Origin of the sequence: Clostridium sp. AF23-6LB (assembly GCF_003461085.1) — a bacterium.
Taxonomy (GTDB): Bacteria; Bacillota; Clostridia; order Lachnospirales; family Lachnospiraceae; genus Coprococcus; species Coprococcus ammoniilyticus.
In genome coordinates this window covers 6,296-20,500 of record NZ_QTWK01000004.1, presented here as the reverse complement: position 1 = coordinate 20,500, position 14,205 = coordinate 6,296, and the positions used below count along the sequence as shown (strand labels likewise).

12 protein-coding genes and 1 other annotated feature (1 of these 13 running past the window's edge) are annotated in these 14,205 nt (G+C 40.9%); of the genes, 7 read left to right on the top strand and 5 right to left on the bottom strand.

The genetic code is table 11. The features are described 5' to 3' along the window. Positions 1 to 59: 59 nt before the first annotated feature. On the bottom strand, positions 60 to 1,781 hold the full coding sequence (locus DWY07_RS09635; RefSeq protein WP_173784140.1) for a polysaccharide pyruvyl transferase family protein: 1,722 nt from the start codon (positions 1,779 to 1,781) through the stop codon (positions 60 to 62). Positions 1,782 to 1,914: 133 nt separating this feature from the next. Next, complete coding sequence (locus DWY07_RS09630) at positions 1,915 to 4,062, bottom strand: Tex family protein (protein ID WP_117822883.1); 2,148 nt, start codon at positions 4,060 to 4,062, stop codon at positions 1,915 to 1,917. Between the two features lie 367 nt (positions 4,063 to 4,429). On the opposite strand from DWY07_RS09630, the gene DWY07_RS09625 reads away from it, so the two are divergent. Beyond that, positions 4,430 to 5,086: an HD domain-containing protein gene (locus tag DWY07_RS09625; RefSeq protein WP_021943375.1), complete on the top strand. Its 657-nt coding sequence runs from the start codon at positions 4,430 to 4,432 to the stop codon at positions 5,084 to 5,086. Between the two features lie 138 nt (positions 5,087 to 5,224). On the opposite strand, the gene DWY07_RS09620 is transcribed toward DWY07_RS09625, so the two are convergent. Continuing rightward, the gene (locus DWY07_RS09620) at positions 5,225 to 5,899 is read right to left on the bottom strand and encodes a uracil-DNA glycosylase (RefSeq protein WP_021943376.1); all 675 of its coding nucleotides are present in this window, start codon (positions 5,897 to 5,899) and stop codon (positions 5,225 to 5,227) included. A gap of 229 nt (positions 5,900 to 6,128) precedes the next feature. Here DWY07_RS09620 and DWY07_RS13225 point away from each other — a divergent pair, with 229 nt between their 5' ends. Then, positions 6,129 to 6,278, top strand: coding sequence for a hypothetical protein (locus DWY07_RS13225; RefSeq protein WP_021943377.1), 150 nt, complete (start codon positions 6,129 to 6,131; stop codon positions 6,276 to 6,278). A 135-nt stretch (positions 6,279 to 6,413) separates the two neighbouring features. Continuing rightward, positions 6,414 to 6,652, top strand: a binding site (T-box leader). Positions 6,653 to 6,760: 108 nt separating this feature from the next. Then, complete coding sequence (locus DWY07_RS09615; RefSeq protein WP_117822881.1) at positions 6,761 to 8,422, top strand: 2-isopropylmalate synthase; 1,662 nt, start codon at positions 6,761 to 6,763, stop codon at positions 8,420 to 8,422. Between the two features lie 72 nt (positions 8,423 to 8,494). On the opposite strand, the gene DWY07_RS09610 is transcribed toward DWY07_RS09615, so the two are convergent. Next, positions 8,495 to 8,905 carry a CBS domain-containing protein gene (locus DWY07_RS09610; protein ID WP_117808666.1) on the bottom strand — a complete coding sequence of 137 codons (411 nt, stop codon included), beginning with the start codon at positions 8,903 to 8,905 and terminating at the stop codon, positions 8,495 to 8,497. Positions 8,906 to 9,176: 271 nt separating this feature from the next. Between DWY07_RS09610 and DWY07_RS09605 the strand changes: the two genes are divergently transcribed. Further along, complete coding sequence (locus DWY07_RS09605) at positions 9,177 to 10,292, top strand: hypothetical protein (protein ID WP_117822879.1); 1,116 nt, start codon at positions 9,177 to 9,179, stop codon at positions 10,290 to 10,292. Here the strand turns inward: DWY07_RS09605 and yyaC are convergent. Then, positions 10,271 to 10,846, bottom strand: a complete 576-nt coding sequence (gene yyaC / locus DWY07_RS09600) for a spore protease YyaC (RefSeq protein ID WP_021943380.1) — start codon at positions 10,844 to 10,846, stop codon at positions 10,271 to 10,273. The two genes, DWY07_RS09605 and yyaC, sit on opposite strands and share 22 nt — an antisense overlap. Before the next feature lie 232 nt (positions 10,847 to 11,078). Between yyaC and DWY07_RS09595 the strand changes: the two genes are divergently transcribed. The 3 genes from DWY07_RS09595 to DWY07_RS09585 form a co-directional block, all read left to right on the top strand. After that, positions 11,079 to 12,341, top strand: coding sequence for a LysM peptidoglycan-binding domain-containing protein (locus DWY07_RS09595; protein WP_173784138.1), 1,263 nt, complete (start codon positions 11,079 to 11,081; stop codon positions 12,339 to 12,341). 70 nt (positions 12,342 to 12,411) lie between these two features. Then, on the top strand, positions 12,412 to 13,686 hold the full coding sequence (locus DWY07_RS09590; RefSeq protein ID WP_117785366.1) for a DUF5711 family protein: 1,275 nt from the start codon (positions 12,412 to 12,414) through the stop codon (positions 13,684 to 13,686). After that, a protein-coding gene (locus tag DWY07_RS09585) for a CvpA family protein (protein ID WP_117808663.1) crosses the window boundary here: on the top strand, positions 13,683 to 14,205 show its 5' portion. 176 nt of this gene lie beyond the right edge of the window; the window shows 523 of its 699 coding nt (coding positions 1-523); its start codon is at positions 13,683 to 13,685; its stop codon lies off the right edge, out of view. The genes DWY07_RS09590 and DWY07_RS09585 overlap by 4 nt, the downstream gene beginning before the upstream one ends.

Genomic DNA, 14,205 nt, shown 5'->3' with positions numbered 1-14,205 from the left:
ACAAGCATGAGTTGTACACGGTCTCCTGTGTTTCTATCCGATAAAATCCGGATCATTATTTATTTTTTACGAGCCTGTACCATATATTCTTTGAAAGAGGCACGCAGGCTTCGCTCGATATTCGGAATAATATGTCCGTTTTCATTATTTTGCCATACCGCCTGCAGGAAGAATGAATTTCCGGTCAGGAAACGATTCCTTGTAAAGGCATCCGTCTGTTCCTGATCCTGAAAACGACATAATTCGATATCATCATGATATAGAATCTCGGCCGCGGTGTGGAACTGTCCGTCCGTACAGTACCATTTGTAGATACCGTGAAAAGTTGTACGGCAATACCATCCAAGGAAGGTAAAGCCTTTATAACGGAATGGATTCTTTGCCAGTTTTACAACTGCGTTGCCGTCATATTTCTCATTTGGACGAAATTCAATCGATTTTTCCCGGATCGATTTGTTCAATCCAAAAGTAAATAACCGACAGACAAGATTTTTATTCTTAGCAGAGGAAGCATAGATCAGGTTAAATGGTTCCTTCTTAAAATGCGTATCTGCCAGATTGTATTTCTTTTCAACAGAATGGATCGCATTCAGTATGAAATCACCGGAGGCTTTTCGTTTTTCCTCCAGAAGCTGACCAACTTTGCTATAATCGATCGGTTTTGCTGATTTTGTACTGTCATAGGTTTTTGTAAAACGGCGATCCTCTAAATCAAAGGTTTTTAAGATTGTATCAACCTTATCGCCATGTCTTGCACCAACATAAAACTGCTTTTCAAATAAGATCGAGAATGCACAGGCATGGAATGAATTTGTAAAGATGTATTCTGCCTGTTCTATATATCCAAGCCATTCATCCGGACCAACATTATAGATGACTTTGTAATCGCCTTCTTTTGGCAGATGGACATTGCTTTCATAGGAGGACAGAATGATAAGTTCCAGACCTTTTTCCTTTGCAAATGCCAGAGCCTTCTGGATGGAGTCGATCGCACGCTCCATTACAGCGTAGAGCAGGACATATTTGCGTTCCTGATTTCTGGGCGGGATCGCAATATCGTGCCAGAATTTTTTATCCTTTAAGAATACAGGATCCAGTACAACCGGAACATCTTTCCCCGTCAGTTCATGAATGTGTTCGGCAAAGCTTGACTCTCTCGCAGCGATTGCCTCGAATGGCGTTGTATATTCGATAAATTCTTTTTCCTGTTCTTTTGTCCAGCCGTTAAAGACACCACGACTGACAGCATATCCGATCTTCGGAGCGTTTTTCATAGGCTCGGCAGCCAGAAAAAATCCACGGTCAAAGCCTTTATCCGGATTGTACTGCCAGATAACATCCGTAGCACAGATGTAGCAGTCAAAATCCAGTTTCTGATCATCCAGATCGTCATGGTGATAGGTTTCTTTGGTGCGGATATAATGAGCATTGATAAAGTTCTCAAATTTCTGATACCGCTTTGGCCATATCGTGTACAACTTGGCAAATTTATTGATCGTAAGTATTTTCAGGTTATGCTTATGTGTCCAGACCTTTTGTTCATCTTTTGTAAGGCCTTCCGGCATTATTTCTGTCAGAGCTTTGTTGTAGCCATGTTGCAGATAAAAATGCAGAGGATAGACCGGATCGTATTCTTTGTTATTGTAGATAGGCATATAGTCAATGACTGTACTTTCGATGCCATGATCTGATAAAAATTGCTGGAAAGCATATGTGTGTAAAGGACACGCAAAATTAAGTGCTTTCGTATGTGTGTTTATTGAAATAATCCCTATCTTCAAAACGATAGTTCCTCCCTGAACTTTACATATAATTTATAAACCTTAACAGGCCACATATAGTTTTATTTTATCTTATAATTATATATAAATCAAGCGCAAAAGACAGAATCAGACATTTGTCGTGGGAAATCGATCAGTTAATTCCTTTCATTGTAAGCTGGATCCGTTTCTTGGCAAGATCCACGCTCATAACCTTAACCGTTACGATGTCACCGACGCTGACGACATCCAATGGATGCTTGATGAATTTATCGGACATCTGGGAGATATGCACCAGACCATCCTGATGAACACCGATGTCGACAAATGCACCAAAATCGATTACGTTGCGGACGGTTCCCTTTAAGATCATGCCTTCCTTCAGATCCTTCATTTCAAGGATATCACCACGAAGGATCGGCTGTGGCATTTCGCTTCTTGGATCTCTGGCTGGTTTTTCCAGTTCTTTTACAAGGTCGGTGACGGTTACTGTTCCGACACCCAGTTCCTTTGCGAGTGCTTTGATATCACCGGCTGCTTTTGTAATGCCCTTTAACTGACCGGATGCAAGATCATCCATGGAATAACCGAGATGCTGGATCAGTGTTTCAGTAACCTCATAGCTTTCCGGGTGGACAGAGGTTGCGTCCAGTGGATTTGTACCACCAGTGATCCTCATAAATCCGGCACACTGTTCAAATGCTTTCGGGCCAAGTTTAGCAACCTTTAACAGTTCTTTTCTGTTCTTAAAACGGCCGTTTGCTTCTCTGTATTCTACGATATTTTTTGCCAGGGTTTTGTTGATACCGGAAATATGTTCCATCAGAGGAGCGGAAGCGGTATTTAGATCGACACCGACCTGGTTTACGGAATCTTCTACAACAGCGTCTAATGCTTCTGTCAGCTTCTTTTGATTCATATCGTGCTGATACTGACCGACACCGATCGCTTTTGGATCGATCTTGACCAGCTCAGCAAGCGGATCCTGAAGTCTTCTTGCGATTGAAGCAGCACTACGCTGGCCTACATCAAAGTTCGGGAATTCTTCTGTTGCAAGTTTACTTGCAGAGTAGACGGATGCGCCGGCTTCGTTTACGATCACATATTGAATCTTTGTATCCAGCTCATGGATAAGATCTGCAATGATCGCTTCGGATTCACGGGAAGCAGTACCGTTTCCAACTGAGATAAGGGAAATATGATATTTCTTGATCAGATCTTTTAAGATCTTCTTGGATTCTTCCACTTTGTTCTGAGGGGCAGTTGGGTAAATAACCTTAGTGGCGAGCACCTTTCCGGTTGCATCAACGACTGCCAGCTTACATCCGGTACGGAAAGCAGGATCCCAGCCGAGAACCACATGACCATTGATCGGTGGCTGCATTAAGAGCTGCTTTAAGTTGCTGCCAAATACCTTGATCGCGCCATCTTCAGCAGCTTCTGTCAGACTGCCTCGGATATCACGTTCAATAGAAGGTGCGATCAGACGTTCATAACTGTCAGTTATAGTGTTCCTTAAAATGTCATTTGTATTTGGATTGTCGCGTACGATCACCTGACGGATCAGATAACCGGTGATCTCATCAACTGGTGCTTCAATCTTAACAGAGAGAAATTTTTCCTTTTCTCCACGGTTGATCGCAAGTGTACGGTATCCGGCCATTTTGCGTACAGGTGTGCTGAAATCATAATACATTTCATATACGGATTCTGCTTCCGGATCCTTGGCAGTTGTCATCAAAATACCCTTGTCCATTGTAAGGTTTCGGATTTCGGTACGATATTCAGCATTATCTGAAATAGATTCTGCAATAATGTCCATAGCTCCGGCGATGGCTTCTTCTGCAGAGTGGACTTCTTTTTCCTCGGATACATAAGCCAGTGCTTCCTCCGGAATCGACTTATTTGTCATCTGAAGGGAGATGATGTTGGCAAGTCCGGTAAGACCTTTGCTCTGTGCGATTGTCGCACGCGTTTTTCTCTTTGGTTTATAAGGACGATACAGATCTTCCACTGCAACGAGTGTTTCAGCAGCCAGAATTGACTTCTTTAGTTCATCGGTCAGCATGCCCTGTTCTTCGATCGAAGCGAGGACCTTTTCCTTCCGGTCTTCCAGTCCTCTGAGATAAGTGAGCCGTTCATCCAGAGTACGAAGCTGTTCATCGTTTAAAGAACCGGTAGCTTCCTTTCTGTATCTTGCAATAAAAGGGATCGTGCATCCCTCATCTATCAATTTAACGGCAGCAGCTACCTGCTCCTGCCGGCACATAAGTTCCTGACTGATTTTCAAAATAATATCCATAATCGTGAAACCTCTTTCTTAATTTGTATCATTCACCGTAACAGGCAATGACATATATATTGTGCGTTCAAGTCCGCTTGTTGCAACCCGCACGGACAGGTTGGAACATTATATAGTTGAATATTACGGGAAAGCAGAATCTAGTATATGCGAAATTCCGGCAGGATTCAAGCTTGGAGACAGACAAATTATGGAAAAGTACAAGACAGAAAAACGAAGCAGATGAAAAAATGAAGTATCTATAAAATGACAGATTTGCTGGAAAGATATGGGCGGCTGTGTTATACTGAAATAGATACAAGGTGCGGGTGGACATGTCCGGTTATGTCATATTAAATACCAGTTAAGGTACAGAATGGAGCAGAACATGCAGGGTTTTACAAATACAGCAGACAGGAATGAAACAATTTCTTATATAGAAGAATGTGGCTGTCAGACAGAAGCAGCAGAAGCAGATTGCGTGAAGACTGCAATGGCATTTGCCAGGCAATGTCATCAGGGGCAGACACGTCTTGGAAGAGATGGCAAAGTGCCGTATTATGATGAACATATTCTTGGCGTTTACCATATATTAAAGGACGAATGCCATGTAGAGGATGAAACTGTACTTGTAGTTGCGTTATTGCATGATACGGTAGAAGATACGGACTGTACATTTGAAGATATTGAAAAGATCTTTGGTACGGATATCAGGGATCATGTATATTTATTAAGTAAACTTGAAGGAGAGACCTTCTCTGACTATTCAAAACGTCTATTTGACCACGCCCCGGCACAGGTGGTCATGATCAAACTTGCAGACAGACTGCATAATCTAAGAACTATCCTTTTTGTATCCAATCGCAAATGGATCCAGAGAAAAGTAAATCAGACTTATACCGATATCCTTGACCGGTTAGAACAGGTAAAAGACAATCTGGGAGAGAACTATGCTTCCGAGATATCTATGTTAAAAGATAAAATTATCGAACAACTTGCTGTTGTTCAGGCAGAACTGGACAAGAAGCGGGAGACAATTCAATAATACCGATTTCTCTGTCCGTCGGACTTTCGAAATCGTACAGCTATTCGCCCTTCTTGCGCATATCTGTTTATCTGCCAAATAAATAAGCAGCGTTGTCTTTATACAGACACGTTGCTTATTTGCTTGGCAGATTTATTGTCATATGTTTTCAATCTGCCAGTCGATCGGTTCAACACCGTGCTCGGTCAGGAAGTTGTTCGTTTTGCTGAAAGGCTTGCTTCCCCAGAAACCACGATAGACAGATAACGGACTTGGATGCGGAGCTTTTAAGATCAGATGATTCGGATTGTTTAACATCGAAGCTTTTTTTTGTGCATACGATCCCCATAAGATGAATACGATCGGACGATCCTGGCGGTTTAAGATCTCCATACAGGCGTCTGTAAATTGTTCCCAGCCATGTCCCTGATGGGAATTTGCCTGATGCGCCCGGACGGTCAGAACAGCATTTAACATCAGGACACCCTGCTCTGCCCATTTGACAAGATAACCATTATTGGGTATATAGCAGCCAAGGTCATCGTGAAGCTCCTGATAGATATTAGCAAGAGAAGGCGGGATGTCGACACCCGGCTTTACGCTGAAACTCAGACCATGCGCCTGCCCTACGTTGTGGTAAGGATCCTGACCGATGATAACACATTTGACCTTTGATAATGGTGTCAGATGGAACGCATTGAATATATCATCGGCAGGAGGAAAGATCTCTCTTGTGGCATATTCATGTCCGACAAAATTAAACAGTTCTTTATAATATTCTTTTTTATATTCGGGCTTCAGTTCCGCAGCCCAGTCATTTGAAATAGCTGGCATAATTCAGACTCCTTATCTATAGTGTATAGGATACGTTTTTCATTTCGAGACGACATTCTGCATTCTGAAAATAAAAAGAATAGCATATGTGTTCATTTTTAAAAATAGTGTAACATAAAGAATATTTAATGTAAATTTTAAGGTGTAATTTTGCTCTGAAACATTGTCAGGTGAGAGACTTTGTGGTATCATCTTTTCAAATGAAATTTTTGCAGAAGGGGTGCTGAAAATGGAGAAAGCATATAAGACAATGAAAACTTCAGGCGCAATAAATATTGCATTAGGCGTAGTGGTTCTGGTGCTTGGACTTGCATCCGGTATATTGATGATCGCATCAGGCGGTTGTCTCTTGAAGAACAAACGTCATATTGTATGGTAGGAATGACAATCCTATGCACGCGGATACAGGAAGAACAGTTGCCGCGTGCATATTTTTTGCAGATCTTTTCATGACGGAGTTTTTCTGTAAAAATGGGGTTGACAGACAGCGAGACACTGTGTTAAAGTCGATACAGATAATACGATGAAGAGGAATAGTAGAATCTATGAAGCATTCAGAGAGTTGTCGGTTGGTGTGAGACAACAGTGGAACAGATTTGAACTCGCCTCAGAGTAGCCCGCTGAAAGGAAGTAGGATGGGATGGAACCTGACCATTATAGCAGGAGGATATAAGAGATTCTATCTGTATCTGTAACGAGAGCATACAACATGTATGAAATAGAGTGGTACCGCGTATAACTTACGTCTCTATAGGTGATGAGATGTAGGTTTTTTTATTGCCATATTTTATGTAATATATGAATCGGAGAACAAAAGCCGTTACAGGAGCTTATACAGAAAACAGAAACAGGAGGTTAAACATGAAGAATTTTGAGCATTACAAAAGAGGCTACTATATGCCGCCGGAAAAGTCTACAAAATGGGTAGAAAAGGAATACGTTGATAAGGCACCGATCTGGTGTAGTGTAGATTTAAGAGATGGAAATCAGGCACTGATCGTTCCGATGAATCTGGATGAGAAACTGGAGTTCTTCAAGGAACTTGTACGAATCGGTTTCAAAGAGATCGAGATCGGTTTCCCTGCAGCATCAGAAACAGAATATGAGTTCTGCCGTACCCTGATCGAGAAGGATATGATACCGGATGATGTAACCATTCAGGTACTGACACAGGCAAGACCACATATTATTAAGAAGACATTTGAAGCAATTGACGGCGCAAAGAATGCAATCGTTCACCTGTATAATTCAACATCTTATGCACAGAGAACACAGGTATTTAAGAAATCCCAAGAAGAGATTTTACAGCTTGCTGTCGATGGAGCAAAACTGTTGAATCAGATGGCAGAAGAACATGGAGTGAACTATCCATTTGAATATTCACCGGAGAGCTTTACCGGAACAGAGATCGATTATGCACTGGAAGTATGTAATGCAGTTATTAAAGAATGGAAGCCTACCCCGGATCGTAAGGTTATCATCAACCTTCCTGCAACCGTAGAGATGTCACTGCCACATGTATATGCAAGTCAGATCGAGTACATGAGCGAACATCTGATTGACAGAGAAAATGTTATCCTGTCCTTACATCCGCACAATGACCGTGGCTGTGGCGTAGCAGATGCGGAGCTTGGTATTCTTGCAGGTGCAGACAGAATCGAGGGAACTTTATTTGGAAATGGTGAAAGAACCGGTAATGTAGATATCATCACACTTGCGATGAATATGTTTACACATGGAGTAGATCCTGAACTGGATTTCTCCGACATTCCAAAGCTGACAGAATTATATGAGCGCGTGACAAATATGCATGTATACGAGCGTTCTCCATATACAGGTAAATTAGTCTTTGCAGCATTCTCAGGATCTCATCAGGATGCGATCGCAAAGGGTATGAAGTACAGAGAAGATCAGGGAGACGGCATGTGGACAGTACCATACCTGCCTCTGAATCCGGAAGACATCGGAAGAAAGTACGACGGAGATGTTATCCGTATCAACAGTCAGTCAGGAAAGGGTGGAATCGGTTATATTCTTCAGTCCAAGTATGGCTTTGATCTTCCGGCCAAATTCCGTGAAGACCTTGGATACACAGTTAAAGATGTATCCGATAAGGCACATAAAGAATTATCCGCTGCAGAAGTACTGGATATTTTCCAGCGTACATATGTCAATATCGAAGGTCCGGTTCAGATGTTAGAATGCCATTTTGTGCAGGGCGATGGAATCTCAACGGAGATCACGATCATGAAATATGGTGAGAAGAAAGTATATCATGGTAAAGGAAATGGACGTCTGGATGCTGTCAGCAATGCAATTAAAAAGCATTTTGACATTGACTTCAAGATCATCTGCTATGAGGAGCATGCATTACAGGTTGGCTCTAACTCACAGGCAGTCGCTTATGTAGGTCTGGAAGGAAAAGATGGAATAGTTACCTGGGGTGCAGGCATTAAGGATGATATTATTGATGCATCTGTATATGCCTTAATCTCAGCAATCAACAGAACAGGCGTGTTATAATAAATAAAAAGCCATTCAGCCGGTATAATAATAGTATCGGTTGGATGGCTTTTTAATTTTTTTGAAAAAAGACTATGAAGTCTGGCTCAGCTTTTTATAGCAGTAGCCGATAATATCTTTTCGGGTTACGATACCGATGAACTTGTTGTGGTCGTCGACTACCGGAACAAAGTTCTGTGCCATTGCACGGGCAATCAGATCTTCCATGTTTGAGTTGATTGATACGGAGGCATATTCGAATTTTTTCGGAATGTCGGACAGATGGATATCTTCAGATTCGGACAGATGGTTTAATCCGGCTTTCTTGCAGAACCAGAGAATATCACCCTCGGTGATTGTTCCGACATATTCGCCGTTACCCGACAGAATCGGGATTGCTGAATATCGATGGATCTCCATCTTTTCAAGAATCTGTCTTAAAGTAAATGTATTTTCTATAAATGCAACCTCGCTCTTGGGAGTCAGAAAAAATAAAATATTCATAGGTCAGGTTAAATCCTCCTTTATGTAAAATATATGCTGTTTAAAAGTCATATCTGCCGGTATTGTTTTTGTTGTACCGGTAGTTGTTTTTTCTATTATAGAAGAAGTGGACACGGTTTGCAATTTACATTCTCTTAATTTTGTTTGAAAAAAGTGTGACAGATTACAGAGAAACCAGAGAAAAAACTTCTGGTTGTTTAATAAGGGGTTATTTGTTAAAATAAATATAGTGCAGGCTTGTGCGTGTACATTTACAGACAGGAGGAAAACTATGGCTGCGGATAACGTATATGATGAAGATCAGGAATACCTGATTGAAGCACGTGATACAATCTCCGAATTAGAAGATTTAAAAGATAAGCTGGAGGAGATCAAACTGCTCCAGAAGAAGAATAAACGGGCAATCGTCCGGGAAGAACGGGCGACCGGCGATGAGATCAGTGCCACGTTAAAGAAAAGAAAAGAACAGATCGCTGCAAGCTATGACAGACAGATCGATGTAAATAATTCCAAGATCCGTCAAGTGCAGACGAAGAAGGATAAAAAGAAAAGCCAGAGAATGGAAGATAGGATCAATAAGGAGACGGCAGATATCCGGGAGGAGAATCGTCAGCTGAATGCGACTATCAAGACCTTATTCAAAAAGAACCATGTTCCGCCGTTTTGTAATACGAAGATGTATTATTGTCTGTTTTCCCCAAAAGGCATGAGCGAATTTCTGGAGCTGTTTGTAATTCTTTTGGTTGCATGTGGAGGAATTCCTGCAGCAGTGATAGCGGTTTTGATGAATACAAAGTTTAAGACAGGAAGTCATACTGCAATGTGCGTGTTGATTGCAGCATTGATCATAATTGCTGAGTTTATTATTTATTTTATTGTATTTAACCTGACAAAGGTGAAACATAGGGATTTGATCCGGGAGGGAAGAAGAACCCGCGATAAGATCATAGCCAATGAGAAGGCTGTAAAAGCAATCAAGAATTCAATTGCAAAGGATAAGGATGAGAGTATTTACAGATTGGGTAAATATGATAAAAAGATTCAGGAATTAGAGGATGCAGGTGGAGTGATCAGTGATGAAAAACTGGATGCGCTTCGTACATTCGAGAAAGAAACCAAGCAGTTGATTACGGATGAGATTACCGGACGCAGAAAAGAGAAACTGGACCGGTTGAAATCCGAACGTGATACACTGGAAAATGATTTCGGTGATACGCAGAAGAAGATATCTGAATACGAGCTTATGATCACGAACAAATATGAAACATATCTCGGAAAGGATTTTTGTACAGAAGAGAAATTATCTGATCTGATCTCAATTATGGAAGAAGGATCAGCAAGTACAGTATCTGAGGCTATCAAAGTTTATAAGGGAGATGACAGATGATGATCGGCATAGATCAAAGCCTTTCCGATGTATTCTGCCATTTGTTTAACTGTATATAATCTGGTATTCTGGAGAAGATTTGCTCCGGTATGACCAGACAGATTCACAATTCCGGTAATGGACATATCGCCTATTGCCGGAAGTTTTTTATTTACGCCTTTTCCGGGAAAAAGGTGGGAGTTGGTGAGCGTGACCAGTCCCATGTCCTTTGACATGCCAAGAGAGGCATCGACAGCAATCACAAAAGGATTGTCAAAGTCCGCATAAATGTGTTCGATGGTATCCTTGATATTTAAAGCATGGACAGGGTATTGCAGCGTGCCTGCAACCTGATAGGTTGTGTTGTGAGCCAGGATATAATCACCGACCAGAGGACCAAGGGCATCTCCGGTTGCGCGGTCTGTGCCGATGCAGATAACGATGATATCCTTGGAAGCACCATCCATTTCATATATCATTTCTATGATCTTATCCCCAAGTGCTTTACAGGTATGGCTACGGCTGGGATCAAAATATTCAGTTTTTCGTTTCGTTTGTTTTTTGCTGATATTCATAAACACCTTCCAGAAAATGTATCTTACTATAAAGTATTACCAGGATTGATAAAGTTTACACAAAGCTGAAAAATAAAATGTCGAAATAATAAAAAAGAAAAAATATGGATTGCAGGATCTGTTGACAAAATTTGATAAGTACAGGCTATCTGGAATGCTATTATCAGAATTAATCTCAAAATAGAGAACTTTCGATAGAACGAAAGTAAATAAAAGAATGGGGAGTGTTATCATGATAGAGATTGTATATGACAAGGCGACAGCAGAAAAAAATGCAAAAAATGATGGTCACTACAGAATGCCAAAGAATATCAGACAGATAGGAAATGCCCCGGATAAAAAGAAGATATACATAGAAGATTATGTAATGACATTTCTTCGCAAGATTGCAGAGCCGGGAAATACAACCTCCCGCGGTGCGATCCTGCTTGGAGAATATTTTAAAGACGGGGATACAGAGACCTTGTTCATCAGTGGAGCGGTAGAAGCACAGAATCTGGAGTTTGATGTAGAACAGATTAAATTTGATGATCATATCTGGAGCAAGCTCTATGCGGATATCAATAAATATTTTGAAAATCTGTCAGTTGTGGGATGGTTTTTATCCAGGATGGGATTTTCAACAGAAATCAATGACAAGATTACCAGACTTCATCTGGAAAATTTTCGGGGAAGAGATAAGGTACTGTTTGTTATGGATTCTCTGGAATGTGATGATGCCTTTTATGTATGTGAGAAGAACCGGCTGATGCGGCAACGTGGATACTATATTTATTATGTCAGAAATGAAGCAATGCAGAGCTACATTATCAGCCGTAAGAATATGTCCTGTGAGGACAAGCAGAACGCAGCAGTACGGAAGGATGCGGAGCTTGTAAAGAATTTCCGCGCCATGCGCGGTGACACACCTGAAAAACCAAAGAAGAACCGCACCTATGTCCGGTATGCAGTAGCCTCTTTTGCAGCTTTATTTGTACTATCCATGGGAGTTGTTGTATCCGGAAACTATGATAAAATGAAGAACATCGAATCTACGATCCGAAAAATGGAACTGGAAAATGGAGATTCCGGGGTACAGGTATTTTCAAACAGCAATACAGAACAGACAATATATACAAAAGATATAGACAGTACGACTGCCGGAACATCGGCTGTTACGGAAACGCAGACAGAGTCTGTCGGCACAGATAAGGCAGGAGTAACAGGATCAAATGGGGCACAGAACAAAACGCAGGTAGATCAACCGGATACAGAGAGTCTGATAACAACGGAACAGACAACTTCACAGGACAATACTCAGGAAAATACCCAGGAGACAATGGCAGAGGGAATTCTGCAGTATTATACGATTAAAGAAGGAGATACATTGATGAGTATTTCGATCAAGATGTACAAGTCTCCGGAATATGTGGATGCCCTGATGAATGCAAATGGAATTAAAGAAGGAGATACAATCTATCCGGGGGAAAAAATAGCTATTCCATCTGTAAACTAAAAATGATATACTGTCCACATGTGAAAAGAAAAACTCTTATTTAAAATTGCAGATAATATAGAGGTATAGTATGACAAAAGAAACAACTGAAGAACTGAATAAAAAAAGAAAACCTGCTTTTGGGAAACGTCGTTTTGAAAAACAGGACAGGACACAGGATACGGACAGCAACATAATAGAAGTAACACCAGGAATGTCAGGAAGATTAAAGCTGCTGATCCTTTTACTTGTGATATTAATTGCAGCGGTAACGATCGTATCCGTGCGCAGATACATCAGCACAAGAGAATATAGAGCATATGACGTGGTGACATCTACCGAGACATCCGGAGATAATATAGCCAATTATGTATTGTTCAGTGATAATGTCCTGAAGGTAACAAAAGATGGAGTATCCTATATTGATCAGAGTGGTAATACTGTCTGGGACTGCAGCTATTCCATGAAGATGCCGCAGGTAGTTGTAAATGGAGACTATGCTGCAGTTGCAGATCTGAATGGCAGAGATGTGTATGTATTTAATAAATCCGGTAAGGTCAGTAACCAGACACTGAACTATGATATTACCAATATCGACGTGGCAGCACAGGGCGTTTATGTAGTGATCCTGTCGGGAGAAAAAGAAAATTATATCAATGCTTACGATAAAGACAGCAAGAGTATATATGAGATGAAGACATCGATCGAGAACAGTGGGTATCCGCTGGATATTGCAATATCAGATGACGGAGCCAAGTTATTTACCAGTTATGTGAAGGTAGACGGGACTTCTGTGCCGGATTATCTTGCAGCCTATAATTTCGGATCTGTGGGACAGAATGAGAATGCGGATCGTCTGATGGGTGGCTTTACCTTTGATGACACCATATTTCCATACATAGATTTTGTAGACAATGACACAGTTGTCTGTTTTGGTGATAATAAGATCGTTGTATACGCCATGTCTGAAAAACCAAGTGAAAAAGCGGAGATCAATCTGGAGAACCGTGAGATGCTTGGTGTATTTGCAAATACAAAATATCTGGGTTATATCACGGCAGATAACGAAGATAGTGACAACAGATACCATATCTATATCTATGATATGAGTGGTAAGCTGACAGCAGAAACGGATTATAACAATTCATTTTCCAATATATATGCAACAGATGATGAACTTATCATTTCGGGGGAATTCGACTGCAGTATTTATTATCTGAATGGAGCAAGAAAGTTTGCAACGACCTTTAATAAGAATCTGATCAATATTGTGCCATCCAAAAATAAGCTGGAGTATATTGCGATATTTGAAAATGAAACCCAGGTGATCAAATTAAAGTTAAAGAACGAAAAGGAGAAAAAATGAATCTGTTAGTTCTCGGAATTCTGGCATTTATTTTGCTACTGGTATTTCGTGGATATAGAAAAGGCTTTTTTAAAAGTGCTGCCAGCGCGATAGGAATTGTGCTGGCAGTTCTTCTTACTGCTATATTATATCCTGGCGTGAATAAACTGTTGTGTCAGTATACCGTTCTGGATGATGTCATAGAACAGAAAATCATAGAAAAATTTGAACTGCCGGAAGAAACAAAGACGGCAACAAGAAATGAAGAGATTGATACGATAGAAAATCTGGACCTTCCGGATAATGTGAAAGGCTGGCTGATTGCAAACTGCAACGGAGAAACGTTCCTGGAGAGTGGGGTGGATAATGTATGCAGTTATATTGCAAAGTCTTTAACAGCGATGGTAATGCGGGGAATTTCCTATGTGCTTACACTCCTGGTGCTGTTGCTTCTTCTTCATATATTGATTATGGTGCTTGATGTTGCAAACTATATACCAATCGTAAAAAGCATTAACAAAGCCGGAGGTGCAATATTTG